General features: G+C 57.4%; 14 protein-coding genes and 1 tRNA gene. 1 reads left to right on the forward strand and 14 read right to left on the reverse strand.

What is annotated here, in order from left to right; genetic code table 11:
• Positions 1-26: 26 nt before the first annotated feature.
• From rnr to nnr, 13 genes are all read right to left on the reverse strand, one after another.
• Positions 27-2,474 (reverse strand): ribonuclease R, encoded by a 2,448-nt coding sequence (gene rnr, locus QFI97_RS02765; protein ID WP_346430545.1) that lies wholly within the window; start codon positions 2,472-2,474, stop codon positions 27-29.
• Positions 2,475-2,512: 38 nt separating this feature from the next.
• A complete protein-coding gene (gene nsrR, locus QFI97_RS02770; RefSeq protein WP_041143718.1) occupies positions 2,513-2,938 on the reverse strand; it encodes a nitric oxide-sensing transcriptional repressor NsrR in 426 nt (141 codons plus the stop codon).
• Positions 2,939-3,088: 150 nt separating this feature from the next.
• Positions 3,089-4,387: an adenylosuccinate synthase gene (purA, locus tag QFI97_RS02775; RefSeq protein ID WP_095104400.1), complete on the reverse strand. Its 1,299-nt coding sequence runs from the start codon at positions 4,385-4,387 to the stop codon at positions 3,089-3,091.
• A gap of 102 nt (positions 4,388-4,489) precedes the next feature.
• Positions 4,490-4,687 carry a DUF2065 domain-containing protein gene (locus QFI97_RS02780; RefSeq protein ID WP_095104402.1) on the reverse strand — a complete coding sequence of 66 codons (198 nt, stop codon included), beginning with the start codon at positions 4,685-4,687 and terminating at the stop codon, positions 4,490-4,492.
• Between the two features lie 220 nt (positions 4,688-4,907).
• Positions 4,908-5,912 carry a protease modulator HflC gene (hflC, locus tag QFI97_RS02785; RefSeq protein WP_041143715.1) on the reverse strand — a complete coding sequence of 335 codons (1,005 nt, stop codon included), beginning with the start codon at positions 5,910-5,912 and terminating at the stop codon, positions 4,908-4,910.
• Between the two features lie 2 nt (positions 5,913-5,914).
• Entirely contained in the window at positions 5,915-7,171 is a 1,257-nt protein-coding gene (gene hflK / locus QFI97_RS02790) for an FtsH protease activity modulator HflK (protein WP_346430546.1), read from the reverse strand.
• A 65-nt stretch (positions 7,172-7,236) separates the two neighbouring features.
• Positions 7,237-8,517 (reverse strand): ribosome rescue GTPase HflX, encoded by a 1,281-nt coding sequence (hflX, locus tag QFI97_RS02795; RefSeq protein ID WP_095104406.1) that lies wholly within the window; start codon positions 8,515-8,517, stop codon positions 7,237-7,239.
• A gap of 197 nt (positions 8,518-8,714) precedes the next feature.
• A complete protein-coding gene (hfq, locus tag QFI97_RS02800; RefSeq protein WP_041143712.1) occupies positions 8,715-9,023 on the reverse strand; it encodes an RNA chaperone Hfq in 309 nt (102 codons plus the stop codon).
• 92 nt (positions 9,024-9,115) lie between these two features.
• Entirely contained in the window at positions 9,116-10,066 is a 951-nt protein-coding gene (gene miaA, locus QFI97_RS02805; RefSeq protein WP_346430547.1) for a tRNA (adenosine(37)-N6)-dimethylallyltransferase MiaA, read from the reverse strand.
• Positions 10,059-11,918, reverse strand: coding sequence for a DNA mismatch repair endonuclease MutL (gene mutL, locus QFI97_RS02810; RefSeq protein ID WP_346430548.1), 1,860 nt, complete (start codon positions 11,916-11,918; stop codon positions 10,059-10,061). Before mutL ends, miaA begins: the two co-directional genes overlap by 8 nt.
• A gap of 10 nt (positions 11,919-11,928) precedes the next feature.
• Positions 11,929-13,266, reverse strand: a complete 1,338-nt coding sequence (gene amiB, locus QFI97_RS02815; RefSeq protein WP_346430549.1) for an N-acetylmuramoyl-L-alanine amidase AmiB — start codon at positions 13,264-13,266, stop codon at positions 11,929-11,931.
• An 11-nt stretch (positions 13,267-13,277) separates the two neighbouring features.
• Positions 13,278-13,736 (reverse strand): tRNA (adenosine(37)-N6)-threonylcarbamoyltransferase complex ATPase subunit type 1 TsaE, encoded by a 459-nt coding sequence (gene tsaE / locus QFI97_RS02820; protein ID WP_095104414.1) that lies wholly within the window; start codon positions 13,734-13,736, stop codon positions 13,278-13,280.
• Positions 13,729-15,240, reverse strand: a complete 1,512-nt coding sequence (gene nnr / locus QFI97_RS02825) for a bifunctional ADP-dependent NAD(P)H-hydrate dehydratase/NAD(P)H-hydrate epimerase (protein WP_346430596.1) — start codon at positions 15,238-15,240, stop codon at positions 13,729-13,731. Before nnr ends, tsaE begins: the two co-directional genes overlap by 8 nt.
• A 13-nt stretch (positions 15,241-15,253) precedes the next feature.
• On the opposite strand from nnr, the gene queG reads away from it, so the two are divergent.
• Positions 15,254-16,393 (forward strand): tRNA epoxyqueuosine(34) reductase QueG, encoded by a 1,140-nt coding sequence (gene queG, locus QFI97_RS02830; protein ID WP_346430550.1) that lies wholly within the window; start codon positions 15,254-15,256, stop codon positions 16,391-16,393.
• Positions 16,394-16,664: 271 nt separating this feature from the next.
• Here queG and QFI97_RS02835 read toward each other — a convergent pair.
• Positions 16,665-16,740: transfer RNA gene (locus QFI97_RS02835), tRNA-Gly, on the reverse strand.
• Between the last annotated feature and the right edge of the window lie 6 nt (positions 16,741-16,746).

Below are 16,746 nucleotides of genomic sequence, written 5' to 3' on the forward strand. Positions count from 1 at the left end.
TCCCGGCCTGTAAGATTGATGCCCGCTTACTCAGCGGTTTTCTTTTTCGCCGCGCGCTTCGCTTTGGTTGCGGCAGCTATTTTCTGCGTTTTAGCCGACGGCTTCTTCGCTTTTTTCTCGCCTTTAGGCTGAGCGGCGTTGGGCTGAGACTTGCCTTTCTCTTTACGGAAGGCGCTGTCCGGCTCGAAGTTTACCTGCTTCCCGGCCTGGCGACGGCGCCCGGAAGGTTTGCCGGCGTTCGACTTTTTCGCCTTCTCACGCTCGGTCTTGCCGACGTTGCGCGGGGCGCGTTCGCTGGAGATCAGCGAGAAGTCGATTTTGCGCTCGTCCATGTTGACCGCTTCCACGCGGACTTCCACGCGATCGCCCAGCCGGTAGGTCTGACCGCCGGATTCGCCGATCAGACGCTGCCCGACCTGGTCGAAGCGGTAGTAGTCGTTATCCAGCGATGAAACGTGCACCAGGCCGTCGATAAACAGCTCGTCCAGACGGACGAAGAAGCCAAAGCCGGTGACGCTTGCAATCACGCCCTTAAAGACGTTGCCCACCTGATCCAGCATAAAGTCACACTTCAGCCAGTCAGAGACTTCGCGGGTCGCTTCGTCGGCACGACGTTCGGTCATCGAACAGTGCGCGCCCAGCTGCAGCATCTCTTCCATGCTGTAGTGCCAGCCGCCGGTTTCAGTGCTGTTGCCTTTGTGCCCCTGCTCTTTCGCCAGCAGATACTTAATGGCGCGGTGCAGCGACAGGTCCGGGTAACGACGGATCGGCGAGGTGAAGTGCGCGTAGGACTGCAGCGCCAGGCCAAAGTGGCCGCGGTTTTCCGGATCGTAGACCGCCTGCTTCATCGAGCGTAGCAGCATGGTTTGCAGCATCTCATGGTCAGGACGATCGGCGATGGAGGTCAGCAGCTCGGCGTAGTCGCGCGGCTCCGGCTTGTTGCCGCCGGGCAGCTCCAGACCGAGCTCCGCCAGTACCGTGCGGAAAGCGGTGATCGCTTCAGTAGTCGGCTTATCGTGGATACGGAACAGGGCCGGCTCCAGCGCCTTCTCGACGAAGCGAGCGGCGGAGATATTCGCCAGAATCATGCACTCTTCAATCAGCTTATGCGCGTCGTTGCGCTGGGTCTGCTCAATGCGTTCGATGCGGCGTTCGGCGTTAAAGATGAACTTCGCTTCTTCACTTTCAAAGGAGATGCCGCCGCGCTCTTCACGAGCGCTATCCAGAACTTTGTACAGGGTGTGCAGCTCTTCGATATGCTTCACCAGCGGCGCGTACTGCTCACGCAGCTCGCTATCGCCCTGCAGCATATGCCATACCTTGGTATAGGTCAGGCGCGCGTGCGAGCTCATTACCGCTTCATAGAATTTGTAGCCGGTCAGGCGACCTTTTGACGAAATCGTCATTTCGCAAACCATGCACAGGCGATCGACCTGCGGGTTCAGCGAGCACAGGCCGTTAGAGAGCACTTCCGGCAGCATCGGCACCACCTGCGACGGGAAGTAGACCGAAGTACCGCGGCTGCGCGCTTCGCCGTCCAGCGGGGTACCGGGACGCACGTAGTAGCTTACGTCGGCAATGGCGACCCACAGGCGCCAGCCGCCGCCGCGTTTCTTCTCGCAGTAAACCGCATCGTCAAAGTCGCGGGCGTCCTCACCATCGATGGTGACCAGCGGCAGATCGCGCAAATCAACGCGGCCAACCTTGGCCTCTTCAGGCACCTGCTCTTTCAGCACGGAGACCTGTTTTTCCACCGCCGGTGGCCAGGTATAAGGGATTTCATGGGTGCGCAGCGCCATATCGACCGCCATGCTGGTGCCCATGTTATCGCCCAGCACTTCAACAATTTTGCCCACCGCTTTAGTACGACGGGTCGGGCGCTGGGTCAGTTCAACCACCACCACAAAGCCCATCCGCGCGCCCATGACTTCTTCCGGCGGGATCAGGATATCAAAGCTCAGACGGCTGTCGTCAGGCACCACGAAGCCCACGCCGGCGTCGGTGAAATAGCGGCCGACGATCTGGCTGGTTTTTGGCACCAGGACGCGCACGATACGCGCTTCGCGGCGGCCTTTACGGTCCGCGCCCAGCGGCTGCGCCAGCACCTGATCGCCATGAATACAGGTTTTCATCTGCTCAGACGACAGGTACAGGTCGTCTTTACGCCCCTCAACGCGCAGGAAGCCAAAGCCGTCGCGATGGCCGATAACCACGCCTTTGAGCAGGTCAAGACGCTCCGGCAGCGCGTAGCACTGACGGCGGGTAAACACCAGCTGCCCGTCGCGCTCCATAGCACGCAGGCGGCGGCGTAGCCCTTCCAGCTGCTCTTCGCCTTCGATATTCAGTTCGATCGCCAGCTCGTCTCGGCTGGCCGGTTTTTCACGTTTTGCTAAATGATCGAGGATAAATTCCCGGCTAGGGATTGGATTCGCATACTTTTCTGCTTCGCGGTCCAGGAAAGGATCTTGTGACATGTCGGTTCCTCCGTTGTCATCTCTGATGAGAGTTTACGTCACTCCACCAGTAATAATTTATAAAGTGGTTGATTCTCTTCAACCAAATCAGCCAGCGTGTAGTTATCTAGTTCCTTAAGAAAACTTTGCGCCGCTTCTGCAAGCGCCTGCTTCAGGCGACAGGCGGGTGTAATGTGGCAGAATTCGCTGCTGCAATTGACCAACGATAGCGGCTCAAGATCGCGAACCACATCACCAACACGAATCGTTTTTGCCGGCTTACCGAGGCGAATCCCCCCGTTCTTTCCCCGCACCGCCATAACGTAACCAGAGCGACTCAGCTGATTGATTATTTTTACCATATGATTACGCGACACGCCGTAGACCTCCGTCACTTCGGAGATACTCGTCATTCGGCCATCCGGTAGCGACGCCATATAGATAAGCGCTCGTAATCCGTAATCAGTGAAACTCGTTAACTGCACAGCAACCTCAGGGTAAGGGGCAAGCGGTGAATCCGCAGGGTATGACTATATTGATGATAAACCAGCCGACGCTCAGGCCGTTAATTTATTTGAAATGGGGCGGGTGGACAGCAAAAACAAGGGGCGCCCAATCGGCGCCCCTGGAGATAATTATGCGTCGAACGGGTCGCGCAGAATCATCGTCTCGGTACGGTCAGGACCGGTAGAGATAATATCAACCGGTACGCCGGTCAGCTCTTCAATACGAGCGATGTAGTTCAGCGCCGCCTGCGGCAGGCCGCTACGCTCTTTCACACCGAAGGTGGTTTCGGACCAGCCCGGCATGACTTCATAAATCGGCTCAATGCCTTCCCAGTTGTCGGCTGCCAGCGGAGTGGTGGTCACTTCGCGGCCGTCCGGCAGACGGTAAGCTACGCAGAGTTTAACTTCTTTCAGGCCGTCCAGTACGTCCAGCTTGGTCAGGCAGAAGCCGGACAGGGAGTTGATCTGCACCGCGCGACGAATCGCAACGATATCCAGCCAGCCGGTACGACGGCGGCGGCCGGTAGTGGCGCCGAATTCGTTACCCTGCTTGCACAGGAACTCGCCGACGTCATCAAACAGCTCGGTCGGGAACGGACCTGCCCCTACGCGGGTAGAGTAAGCTTTGATGATACCCAGTACGTAATCCACATAACGCGGACCCAGGCCGGAGCCGGTTGCCACGCCACCTGCGGTGGTGTTGGAGGAGGTTACGTACGGATAGGTACCGTGGTCGATATCCAGCAGAGTGCCCTGCGCGCCTTCGAACATCACGAAGTCGCCGCGCTGACGTGCCTGATCCAGCAGATCGGAAACGTCTACAACCATCGCCGTCAGGATGTCGGCAATTGCCATAACGTCATCAAGGACTTTTTGATAATCAACCGCTTCCGCTTTGTAGAAGTTCACCAGCTGGAAGTTGTGATATTCCATCACTTCTTTCAGTTTGTCAGCGAAGGTGGCTTTATCAAACAGGTCACCAACGCGCAGACCGCGGCGAGCGACTTTATCTTCGTAAGCAGGACCGATGCCGCGACCGGTAGTACCGATAGCTTTCGCACCGCGCGCTTTTTCACGCGCAACGTCCAGCGCAACGTGATAATCAAGGATAAGCGGACAGGCTTCGGACAGCAGCAGACGCTCGCGGACAGGGATACCACGGTCTTCCAGTCCTTTCATTTCTTTCATCAGCGCAGCCGGAGACAGCACAACACCGTTACCGATGATGCTGGTGACATTTTCGCGGAGAATACCTGATGGAATAAGATGCAGGACGGTTTTTTCACCGTTGATTACGAGAGTATGGCCTGCGTTGTGACCACCCTGGTAGCGCACAACATATTTAGCCCGTTCAGTCAGGAGATCGACGATCTTCCCTTTACCTTCGTCACCCCATTGGGTGCCCAGTACGACGACGTTGTTGCCCATTTTTCAAAATCACCGTTTGCTTAAAAATGGATTCTACCATCGCTTTTTCAGAGTTACAGCACTTTTTGCACTCAATATCAGCCAGGTCTGGCCACTTTTTGATCAGCTCAGTGATTTCGTCAACATGTAGTAGATGACTATCCCGGCAACCACAAGGCCACCGCCAAAACGGCGTAATATATTATCCGGCAGCTGGCTCATTGTGGCGATCATCCGACGCCAGGCGCGCGGATAAAGCAACGGCCCCAGTCCTTCAAGTACTAAAACCAGCGCCAGTGCCAGCCAGATTGTTGAGTTCATGATTAACCCTTAGAGAGAAACGAAACCACCGCCGCCGCAGAGCGTCAGGGCTTGAGCCATGATGTTTTTTACCCGTGTCGCCTATTGTCCGGCATTTCGCGTTGATTATGCACTTTTTTTGCGAATAAAACGCATAACCCGTTGTGTTAAAAGTTATTTCCTGATTTAAAAATATAAAAAAGGCGCCTTTCTCAAGGCGCCCTTTGGCTGACTAAATCGCTTATTTGCGAGCGGAGTCAGGTGACTTCATGTAGCGGAAGAAATCGCTGTCAGGACTGAGAACCATCACATCCTGGTTACCCTGGAAGCTGTTCTCATAGGCGCGCAGGCTACGGATAAAGGCGTAGAAGCCCGGATCCTGGCTAAACGCATCGGCAAACAGCTTCGCCGACTCTGCGTCGCCTTCACCGCGCATGATGCGGCCCTGGCGCTCGGCTTCAGCCAGCGTCTTGGTCACTTCATAGTCCGCGGTAGCGCGCAGCTTCTCAGCCTCTTCCTGGCCCTGTGAACGGTGGCGACGGGCAACCGCTTCACGCTCGGCGCGCATACGGTTATAAATCGCTTCAGACACTTCGGCCGGCAGGTTGATCTGCTTGATGCGTACGTCGACGACTTCAATACCCAGCGCCGCCATACTGTTCGGGTTAACGACCGGAACCTTGCCGTTAGTTTCTGCCGATACGCGCTCCGCCGCTTTGGCGATAGCATCGTCAGCGGCCGGCGTGCTGACTTCATCTTCGGTACCTGCAGAGCCGGAGTTCAGCGCATCGCGCACTTCCAGAGTCAGGCGACCGCGGGAATCGGTCACGATATCCTTCACGTCCAGACGACCAATCTCAGAACGCAGACGGTCAGAGAATTTACGCTTCAGCAGCACCTCGGCCTGGGAGACGTCGCCGCCGCCGGTTGCCAGATAGTAACGGCTGAAGTCGCTGATACGCCACTTGATGTATGAGTCGACGATCAGGTCTTTCTTCTCTTTGGTAACAAAGCGATCGGCCTGGTTATCCATAGTCTGAATACGCGCATCGAGCGTTTTCACTGATTCAATGAACGGGATCTTGAAGTGCAGACCCGGCGAATACACCAGCGGTTTATTTTCGCTATCGCGCAGTACCTTACCAAAACGCAGCGTAATACCGCGCTCGCCCTCTTTAACCACAAAGATAGACATGTAAAGCACTACCAGCACGATGGCAATAATCGCAATTACAGGTTTACGCATCGTTATTCCCCCTGACGCTGGTAGTCGTTACGCTGCGCGTTGGCGCGACGTTGGTCCATAATGTTGCCATCCGTAGTGGTCGACGTGGTGCTGGCGCTGCTTGAGCCGGAGGCAGGCGGCAGGCGCAGCAGATCGTTCGCACCGCTGCTATTGCCCTTTGCTGCTGGCGTACCGGCGCCTTTCAGCATCTGGTCCAGAGGCAGAACCATCAGATTGCCGCCCTTATCGTTAACCAGCACTTTGCGGGTGTGGCTCAGCACTTTTTCCATGCTTTCGATATACAGACGCTCGCGGGTAATCTCCGGCGCGGCTTTGTACTCAGGCAGGATCTTCGCAAAGCGCGCGACCTCACCCTGAGCTTCAAGAACGGTCTGAGTCTTGTACGCACGCGCCTCTTCGAGGATACGCTGCGCTGCACCGTTAGCTCGCGGCTGCACTTCGTTGGTGTAAGCTTCAGCTTCGCGGATGTACTGCTGCTCGTTCTCACGCGCGGCAATCGCATCGTCAAACGCGGCCTTCACCTCTTCCGGCGGACGCGCCGTCTGGAAGTTGACGTCCAGCAGGGTAATACCCATATCGTACGGACGAATCGTCTCTTCCAGCTCGCGCTGGGTATCGCTACGAATAACGGTACGCCCTTCGGTCAGGATACGGTCCATGGTGTACTTGCCGATAACGCCACGCAGGGCGCTGTCGGTTGCCTGACGCAGGCTATCGTCGGCGCTGGCAACGCTAAACAGGTAGCGTTCTGGATCGGTCACCCGATACTGCACGTTCATCTCAACGCGCACGACGTTTTCGTCAGACGTCAGCATGACGCCAGAAGCCGCCAGTTCACGTACCGATTCAACGTTGACGGCCTGGACGTTATCGATAAAGGTTGGCTTCCAGTTAAGACCCGGCTCAACCAGATGGCTGAATTTACCAAAGCGAGTCACCACACCACGTTCCGCTTCCTTGATGGTATAGAAACCGCTGGCTGCCCAGATAATAACTGCGGCAGCGGCAACGATGCCGACAATACGTCCGCCCATCGGGCCACGAGATCCCTGAGAGCCGCTAGCGCCTCCCTGTCCCCCTTTGCCGCCACCGAGACCGCCAAGTTTTTTACTTAACTTGCGGAAGATATCATCCAGATCGGGCGGCCCCTGCTCGCGACCACCTTTATTGCCATTTCCCCCGGAGTTGCCGCCTTGGTTATTGCTGCTCCCCCACGGGTCGCGGTCCTGTCCGTTATTACCGGGCTGATTCCACGCCATGTATATGCTCCATATTTGTTTTTGATATCCCCACAGGGGTTAATATCTTCAGGCAAGCTGCAAGGTCAAATCACGTAATCAACCAGCGCTGGCTCTTGTTTACAGAGGCGACGCCAGTCAACGATCGGCATGCGCACCTGCAGACTCACGCTGCCGTCATCCTCCAGCCACTCTTTTTCTATCGACTGAAGCTGATAGAACCGACTTCTCAGCCGCCCTTCCTGCGGCGGTAAGCGCAGCGTGTGCTGGGCCACTTCACCGGAAAGTCGTTCCGTCAAAGCCTCAAAAAGCAGCGGTACCCCAATTCCGGTCTGCGCAGAGAGCCAGACCCGAATCGGTTTATTCTCTTCATCCCGGTCGATACGTGGTTCAAAATCGTCAAGCATGTCGATTTTGTTCATCACCAGCAGTACCGGGATCTCATCGGCCTCGATTTCGGCGAGAACCGTATTTACGGCATCAATATTTTCCTGCAGACGGACATCGGCTGCGTCAATCACGTGCAGCAGCAGCGTCGCCTGACGCGTCTCCTGCAGCGTGGCTTTAAACGCGGCGACCAAATCGTGCGGCAGGTGGCGAATAAAGCCCACGGTGTCCGCCAGCACAGTTTCACCAACGTCCGTGACGTCGATGCGGCGTAGCGTCGGGTCCAGAGTCGCGAACAGCTGGTCCGCCGCGTACACCTCAGCTTCGGTTATCTGGTTAAACAGCGTTGATTTCCCGGCGTTGGTGTACCCCACCAGCGACACGGTTGGGATATCGGCTTTGGCTCGTGACCGCCGTCCCTGTTCACGCTGCTTCGATACTTTTTCCAGCCGCCCGAGGATCTGCATAATGCGGTTACGCAGCAATCGACGGTCAGTCTCGAGCTGGGTTTCACCCGGGCCACGCAAACCAATCCCGCCCTTTTGCCTTTCAAGGTGGGTCCAGCCGCGTACCAGGCGCGTCGCCATATGGCGCAGCTGCGCCAGCTCAACCTGCAGTTTCCCTTCGTGGGTGCGCGCTCGCTGGGCGAAAATATCTAAAATAAGTCCTGTGCGATCGATAACCCGGCATTCGCACAGGCGCTCCAGGTTACGTTCCTGGGCTGGACTCAGGGCATGATCGAACAGCACGACCGACGCGCCGGTCGCTTTTACGGCTTCCGCAATTTCGACAGCCTTACCTTCACCAACAAAATATTTTGGGTGCGGTGCTTTACGGCTACCGGTAATCACCTGCATTGCTTCGACACCGGCAGAGGAGACCAGGGATTCAAACTCCTGAAGGTCTTCCATATCTTTGTCTTGCGAAAAATAGATGTGTACCAGCACCGCCTGCTCACCGGCATCATAACGGTCAAACAAGCGTAAACCCCTTCTAAAATACCAGCGGGGAACAGGGTCACTCGTGGTCTTTCTGGTTGCGTGAGTATTGGCTTTACTCGTTTACCCCAGCCATTTACTGCTGTAAACGCCTGGGGATTCACTACATGCCGACTTCCTGCAACCAAAAACTCATAGAGTAAAACCAGGCTCCCCGGCTTGGAAAAACAGCATTAACCTTATTCGGCGTCTTCGCTGTCTTGCTGCGGCGCAGAAGAACCCTGCGCGCTACCACCGTGGTGATAGTTGCTTGTACCGCCGCCAGCATTATTGCTGTGATGAGACACCGGGCGAGACGGAACAACGGTGGAAATTGCGTGCTTGTAGACCATCTGGCTGACCGTGTTCTTCAACAGGATCACGAACTGATCGAAAGACTCAATTTGCCCTTGCAGCTTAATACCATTCACCAAATAAATAGAAACCGGAACGCGTTCCCGACGCAAAGCGTTCAGGAACGGATCTTGTAAAGATTGCCCCTTAGCCATTCTCTCTTTTCCTTATATGTATGCTTGTTTTGTACTCAGAACCTTACGATTCTTAAAAAAAATTACGCACGATACCGTTTAATTGTACACGTTCAGTCCTGGCTCGCACCAACTACCTGTAATACTTTGTTGAGCGCCTGTTCAGGTTGTTCACTGTCTAACCAGTGAATATCTTCCCAGCCGCGCAACCAGGTTATCTGACGCTTGGCTAACTGTCTCGTGGCGCAAACACCTCGATAAACCATTTCATCATACGGGATCTCGCCATCAAGGTATGACCACATCTGGCGATATCCTACACAACGAATGGAAGGCATATCCGTATGCAAATCTCCGCGGGCAAATAGCGCCCGTACTTCTGCTTCAAAACCTGAAGCCAACATCTGATGAAAACGCTGTTCTATGCGTTGATGGAGCAGTTCACGGCTCGCCGGGGCGATGGCGAACTGATGCACCTTGTACGGCAGAGCGTCTCCCGACGTTTGCGTCAGTTCCGTTAAAGTTTTACCCGAAATGAAAAAAACTTCCAGTGCTCGGGAAAGTCTTTGCGGATCATTTGGATGAATACGCGCGGCGGCAACGGGATCGATCTCCTGTAGCTGCCGGTGCAGTGCGTGCCACCCCTGCTCTGCTGCATGTTGCTCAATTTTTGCCCTGACCTGCGGATCTGCCGACGGTAACGGCGACAGCCCTTCCAGCAACGCTTTGAAATACAACATTGTTCCGCCAACCAGCAGCGGAATGCGCCCGGCAGCGACGATATCCGCCATTTCTGCCAACGCATCGCGACGAAAGTCCGCCGCGGAGTAAGCCTCTGCCGGGTCGAGAATATCCAGCAGTCGATGCGGCGCTGCGCTCAGCTCTGCCGCATCCGGCTTGGCCGTACCAATGTCCATTCCTCGATAGATAAGGGCGGAATCGACACTAATCAACTCTACCGGTAAAATTTTACGCAATGCAATGGCCAGCGCCGTTTTACCAGAGGCCGTTGGGCCCATTAAAAATATTGCCTTAGGCAGGCTCGCCTCAGTTACATCACTCATCTTTCAGGGCATTCATCGCCGAATCCAGGTCAACGGGTTGTAACAGACCACCCGGCGGAGCTTTTACCAGCTGCGGACATAAACGCTCTACGTCCGCCAGCACGCTAATCGCCTGCGCCATATTCCACTGCGCGTGTTCGCTCGCCAGGTTGCGCGCGATCCACTGCGCGATGTCACCGACGTCAAATGCCTTTCGCTGCGCCAGGTAGCCTATCAGTTCAGGAATCAAGATTTGTAAATTTTGTTGTCTTAAGGGTAAAGGCACCGCGCGAACCGTCAAATGATGCGCATCGGACTGCAGATCGATCCCCAAAGTCACCAGCGCCGCCTGCGCTTTCGCCAGCGCGTCCTTTTCCGCGCCCGATACTTTTAGCCGCAGCGGGATCAGCAGCGGCTGCCCGCAAACCGGCTCCCCGGCGGGCGTCAGCTGCGCCTGACGCAGCCAGCGTTCGGCCACCGGCAGCGCCAGAAGCGCCAGCCTGCCGTCACGTTCCAGCAGCGCGCAATCGCCATCAACGATGGTCAGCACGCGGCCAAAGCTTTGGCTGTGGCCGGATAAACCCTCCGCAGCAGGCGCCGGGGCGCTGCTTTTACGCTCGACAGCCGGCGTTTCCAGCAGCTGACGATACAGCGCCCCCTGCTGCTTTTGGTATCCCGGCTGCGCATGCGGCCAGCCGCCGCCTCCAGCCGAACTGGAAGGCTCGCGCGGCGTTTCGCGGCCGTAGCGCGCTGCGGCCGGCTCACGCGCAGGGACGGGCTGAGCAAAATGGTTAGCCCCCGCCGCGACCCGGTTCTCCGGTACCTGAAGGCGCGCCGGCTGCCCCGCATCCTCTTCCGCCAGCGGCGCGCTGAGCTGCTGCTGGAGGACGCTAAGCACCCCTTGATAGATAAAATCATGGACCAGCCGAGACTGGTGAAAACGCACCTCGTGCTTAGCCGGATGGACATTCACATCTACCTGGTGCGGGTCAATCTCAAGGTACAGGACAAAAGCGGGCTGCTGGTCGGCCCCGAGCTTATCTTCACAGGCCTGGCGAATGGCGTGGTTGATCAGCCGGTCGCGCATCATACGGCCGTTGACGTAGCAATACTGAATCTCCGCCAGCGCCGGATTGGTATGCAGAGGATCTGCCACCCAGCCGCTGAGGGTCAGATCGCCGTGCTGCCATTCAATCGCCAGCGCCTGCTCGAGGAACGGCGTGCCGCAGATAGCGCCCAGCCGCCGCTCGCGCTGTCCGCCCGCGGGTACGGCGCGATACTGGCGCATCGCCTTGCCGTTATGGCTGAGATTAATCGTGACGTCGAAACGCGCCAGCGCGATGCGGCGGACAATTTCATCGATATGGTTAAATTCCGTCTTTTCGGTACGCATAAATTTGCGGCGGGCCGGGGTGTTATAGAACAGATCCAGCACTTCCAGCGTGGTGCCGACCGGATGCGCCGCCGGCTTGACGGTCACGTCCTGATCGCGCCCTTCGGCGTAGGCCTGCCAGGCCTCCTGCTGCTCCGCCGTGCGCGAGGTCAGGGTCAGCCGCGCCACCGAGCTGATACTGGCCAGCGCTTCCCCGCGAAAGCCGAGGCTGATGATAGCTTCCAGATCGTCAAGGGAGGCAATTTTACTGGTGGCGTGGCGAGCCAGCGCCAGCGCCAGCTCGTCCTTTTTGATGCCGCAGCCGTTGTCACGAATGCGGATAAGCTTCGCGCCGCCGCGTTCGATATCAATATCAATTCGGGTCGCGCCGGCATCAAGGCTGTTTTCTACCAGCTCCTTAACCACCGACGCCGGACGTTCCACCACCTCACCTGCGGCAATCTGGTTGGCGAGCTGCGGCGGTAGAACCTGAATCGGCATGACTGACTCCTTAATTTATCAACGTCCTGCCAGGCGACGCGGCGCTGGCCGTTTGTGCGGGCTCGCCGCGCGGGGCTGATTGCAGCGGGTGCTGCATAAAGTAATTACGCAGACCGTTATAAATCGCTTCGGCAAGCTGCTGCTGATAATTGTCGCTGGCCAACAGCCGCTCTTCGCCGGTATTGCTGATAAAACCGGTTTCGACGAGGATAGACGGAATATCCGGTGAACGCAGCACGCCGAGGCTGGCGTGTTCCGGGCGGCGCTTGTGGAGATCGCCGACCCGCTGCAGCTGGCTCAATACGTTAGTCGCCACATCATACCCGACGCGCTGGGAATGGCCGAACTGTAAATCCAGCACCGCCTGGCTCAGGTAGGGATCCGACTGACTGTTCGCCAGCACGTCGCCGGCGCCGCCGAGCAGCTCGGACTGCTTCTCATGCTGCTCAAGCCAGCCTGCCATTTCGCTATTGGCGCGACGGTTGGACAGCACCCATACCGAAGCGCCGGTAGCGTCACGATTCGGCGCCGCATCGGCGTGAATCGACACCAGGAAGTTGGCATTTTGCTTACGGGCGACGTCCGAACGGCCCATCACCGAAATAAAGTAGTCGCCGTCGCGGGTCAGCACCGGCTTGAACAGCGGATCGGCGTTCAGCAACGCACGCAGCTTGCGGGCAATGGCGATCGTCACGTTCTTCTCTTTGGTGCCGTCCGGGCCGATCGCGCCCGGGTCCTGGCCGCCGTGGCCAGCATCGATCGCAATAATCACCTTATCGTCCGTCGCCGCGGCGCGAGCGGCCGGACGCGTCACGGCGTGGCTCTCGGTCATGGCCGTTTGCCGTTCATTACCGGATGACTTAAACGGGTTGCGCGCGGGCTCAACCGGAACCGGACGCGGGGCAATCGCCGGCCTTTCCACTCGCTTCACGATCGCCGGAGGCGGCGGAGGTGGAGGCGGGACGTCGGCGTTAATAGTGAACACAACGGTATAATTAGAGCCGTTTTGCTGCTTCACCGCGCGGGTTTTGCCGTCTTCCGTCAGGTCCACCAGCAGGCGCAGAGACTGCGTATCCGGCGCCGTGCCCGAGCGAATGCTTTTCACCAGGTTGCTGCCGCTAAACAGCAGCGGTAATCCCTGCAGGGTGCCGGTCTGCTTTATATCCAGCGCCACGGTGCGTTTGCCCTGAGGGCTGAAGGAGTATTCGGGATCGCCAATAAAGCTTATGGTAATACGGGCCTGCCGATCTCCGTTAGAGACCTGGATATCGGATAAACTTGCCGCAAAGGTCTGCATGCTAAACAGCATCAGCGCAGCGGCCAGCCAAGAGGTTATGCGATATTTCATCCCGCGATCCTTCAGGCTAAACGCGCCAGTAAAGACTCACCCAATGAGGAGACTGCCGTTACGCGCGCCTCACGCCCTTGTGCCTGATACTCAAGATGAATTTCAACATCAGGCTCGGGCAGCACGCCCGCGCCCTGCTGCGGCCATTCAACCAGGCAGATAGCATCGTCAGTAAAATAGTCACGGATCCCCATAAACTCGAGCTCTTCGGGGTCCGCCAGGCGGTAAAGATCGAAGTGATACACCGTCAAATTTTCGAGGGTGTACGGCTCCACCAGCGTGTAGGTAGGGCTTTTGACATTCCCGCGGTGGCCGAGTGCGTGTAAAAAGCCGCGGCTGAAGGTAGTTTTACCCGCGCCTAAATCGCCATACAGATAGATGACCGTGGCCCCCGTACAGAGCTGCGCAATGCGGTTGCCAAGGTCCAGGGTTGCCTGCTCGTCGGGTAAAGGAATCACTCGGTTAATCATGGTCTACGTCAATCACATCCGGGTTAACAACACGCCTGAGCGTGGAAAAGAGATCGGTCGCCAGCATCCCACGGACGCCATCTCTGGCAGCCAGTCGGTCTGCGGCTTCGCCATGCGCCACGCAACCGGCGCAGGCAGCATCATACGGCGTTAGCTTTTGCCCTAACAGAGCGGCAATAATACCGGTGAGCACATCGCCCATTCCGCCGCTGGCCATACCGGCATTGCCGGCATCGATAATACCCATCTCACCTGCTTCACTGGCCACCACCGTCCCCGCGCCTTTCAGCACGACCACGCCACCATAACGTTTTACCAGACGTTGAGCAGAATGTAAGCGATCGCTTTCAATTTCTGCCACGCTGCAGTTAAGCAAACGGGCGGCTTCGCCGGGGTGTGGCGTCAGCACGCGATTGTGACGTTTATCGGCATTGATTGCCAGCAGGTTCAACGCATCCGCATCCCACACCATCGGTTTAGCAAAGCTCTCCACCTGGCGTAGCGCCCGCGTCGCCCATTCGCTTTGGCCGAGGCCCGGACCGATCGCCACCACATCAGCCCACTGCAGGCTTTCATCGAGGCTCTGCGCCGTAAGCTCATGCACCATCAGCTCCGGCCTGGCGGTAATAATCGGGGCAATATTTTCCAGATGGGTCAACACCCGGACTAAACCGGCTCCCGCCCGCAGTGCCGCTTCTCCGGTCATCCTGATGGCGCCCGCGGTGCCGCGATCGCCGCCAACGATCGCCAGCCTGCCGTGATCGCCTTTATGGGAGGTTGCGCGGCGCGGCGGCAGCCAGCCCGCCAGCTGCGAGGCATCAAAGCGCGCCAGCGGGAACCTTTGTCCGGCAAGCCAGCTATCGAGGCCCAGAGAGTGATAGTGCAGCCGGCCAACCACGTCGCGGGCTTTACCGGTCAGCAGCCCCGGCTTGGGGGCGATAAACGTTATCGTGTGGGCCGCATGGATGACCGCCCCAGGCGTGGTTCCGGTCTGCGCATTGAGCCCGGAGGGGATATCCAACGCCACTATCGGCGCCGGATGCGCATTCGCGCGCGCGATCAGCGTCGCGACAGGCTTGCGCGGAGCGCTGCGCAGGCCGGTGCCCAGCAGTCCGTCAATAATCAGCGAGATCTCTTCCGGCCAGGCAATATCCGCCGCGTGGATCGTTCCGCCGGCGTTGAGCCACTCTTCGCGTGCGGCGTGCGCTTCCTCCGGCAGCGGCTTCTCGCTCTCCAGCGCCAGCAGCGTTACCTCAATCCCTTGAGCCTGCGCCAGGCGCGCAACGACGTAGCCGTCGCCGCCGTTGTTGCCGTGGCCGCAAAGAATCAGCCAGCGCTGGCCGGCAGGATACTGGCTTCGCGCCAGCTGGAAAGCCGCTTCTCCCGCCCGGCGCATCAGCTCAAACAGGGTCAGCCCGAGGCTGTCCGCAGCCTCTTTTTCCGCGCGTCGTAGCGCCTCTGCAGGCCAGATGAAGTGTGGTATACTGACGGAGTATTTCGTCATTGTATGGTCCATCATGTTACAGCCCCTCGATCTCAATAAGTTAGCGCAGCAAATCAAGCAATGGGGCACTGAATTAGGGTTCCAGCAGGTGGGTATCACCGATACCGATCTCAGCGTCAACGAACCCAAACTGCAGGCATGGCTGGACAAACAATACCACGGAGAGATGGAATGGATGGCGCGCCACGGCATGATGCGCGCGCGCCCTCATGAGCTTCTTCCCGGTACGTTACGCGTCATCAGCGTACGGATGAACTACCTGCCAGCGAATGCCGCTTTTGCCCGCACCCTGAAAGATCCCGCGCTGGGTTACGTCAGCCGTTATGCCCTTGGGCGTGATTATCATAAGCTGCTACGTAACCGCCTGAAAAAACTTGGTGAGATGATTCAGGAACAGTGTGCTTCGCTCAATTTTAGACCGTTTGTCGATTCCGCGCCTGTTCTGGAGCGTCCTTTGGCGGAAAAAGCGGGTCTTGGCTGGACGGGCAAGCACTCGCTTATTATTAACCGCGATGCCGGCTCGTTCTTTTTCCTCGGCGAGCTGCTGGTTGATATCCCCCTGCCCGTCGATCGGCCGGTCGCCGAAGAGTGCGGGCGCTGCGTGGCCTGCATGACGATCTGTCCGACCGGCGCGATCGTCGAGCCCTATACCGTCGACGCCCGCCGCTGCATCTCCTATTTGACCATTGAGCTGGAAGGCGCGATACCCGCCGAGTTCCGCCCGCTGATCGGCAACCGCATTTACGGCTGCGACGACTGCCAGCTGATTTGCCCGTGGAACCGCTTTTCCCAGCTCACGGATGAAGAGGATTTCAGCCCGCGAAAAGCGCTGCACGCGCCGCCGCTGGTAGAGCTGTTTGCCTGGAGTGAGAGTCATTTTCTGAAGGTGACCGAAGGATCGGCAATTCGCCGTATTGGCCATCTGCGCTGGTTACGCAACATTGCCGTTGCGCTGGGAAATGCTCCGTGGGATGAAGCGAATCTCAAGGCGCTTGAGAGCCGTCGGGGCGAGCATCCGCTTCTCGATGAGCATATCGAGTGGGCGATAGAGCAGCAAATTGCCAGGCGCAATGCCGGCGCGGTTGAGGTGCAGCTGCCGAAGAAACAGCGGCTGGTCAGGGTGATTGAAAAAGGGCTGCCGAGAGACGCCTGATTCATTCACAGGCTGTGAATAAAAACAAAAACACATTGCGTTTCAACATGCAGACGAACGTCAAGTGATCGTATTAACACTTTGAAATGAAATTTTATTGTTAAATTTCAATGAGATGAATTGATATTATTCAAAAGTCGAAGTTTTTCAGCAACGCGTCGTTTGCATTTAACCTGTGGATAACTCTGTTTACAGTATTTTCCCGTATTCAACGGAAGGCATCCCCGGCGCGATTTGCACTGTGGATAAATTGAGTATGAGGAAGAAATTTTGGAGCGGGAAACGAGACTCGAACTCGCGACCCCGACCTTGGCAAGGTCGTGCTCTACCAACTGAGCTATTCCCGCTTGGGT

The sequence above is a fragment of the Klebsiella scottii genome, assembly GCF_036561945.1.
GTDB lineage: Bacteria > Pseudomonadota > Gammaproteobacteria > Enterobacterales > Enterobacteriaceae > Klebsiella > Klebsiella scottii.

Bases quoted from the DNA above. Each gene is read 5' to 3' on its own strand.
- rnr (WP_346430545.1), bottom strand. From the start codon at position 2,474: ATGTCACAAGATCCTTTCCTGGACCGCGAAGCAGAAAAGTATGCGAAT.
- purA (WP_095104400.1), bottom strand. From the start codon at position 4,387: ATGGGCAACAACGTCGTCGTACTGGGCACCCAATGGGGTGACGAAGGT.
- QFI97_RS02780 (WP_095104402.1), bottom strand. From the start codon at position 4,687: ATGAACTCAACAATCTGGCTGGCACTGGCGCTGGTTTTAGTACTTGAA.
- hflC (WP_041143715.1), bottom strand. From the start codon at position 5,912: ATGCGTAAACCTGTAATTGCGATTATTGCCATCGTGCTGGTAGTGCTT.
- hflK (WP_346430546.1), bottom strand. From the start codon at position 7,171: ATGGCGTGGAATCAGCCCGGTAATAACGGACAGGACCGCGACCCGTGG.
- hfq (WP_041143712.1), bottom strand. From the start codon at position 9,023: ATGGCTAAGGGGCAATCTTTACAAGATCCGTTCCTGAACGCTTTGCGT.
- miaA (WP_346430547.1), bottom strand. From the start codon at position 10,066: ATGAGTGATGTAACTGAGGCGAGCCTGCCTAAGGCAATATTTTTAATG.
- mutL (WP_346430548.1), bottom strand. From the start codon at position 11,918: ATGCCGATTCAGGTTCTACCGCCGCAGCTCGCCAACCAGATTGCCGCA.
- amiB (WP_346430549.1), bottom strand. From the start codon at position 13,266: ATGAAATATCGCATAACCTCTTGGCTGGCCGCTGCGCTGATGCTGTTT.
- tsaE (WP_095104414.1), bottom strand. From the start codon at position 13,736: ATGATTAACCGAGTGATTCCTTTACCCGACGAGCAGGCAACCCTGGAC.
- nnr (WP_346430596.1), bottom strand. From the start codon at position 15,240: ATGACGAAATACTCCGTCAGTATACCACACTTCATCTGGCCTGCAGAG.
- queG (WP_346430550.1), top strand. From the start codon at position 15,254: ATGTTACAGCCCCTCGATCTCAATAAGTTAGCGCAGCAAATCAAGCAA.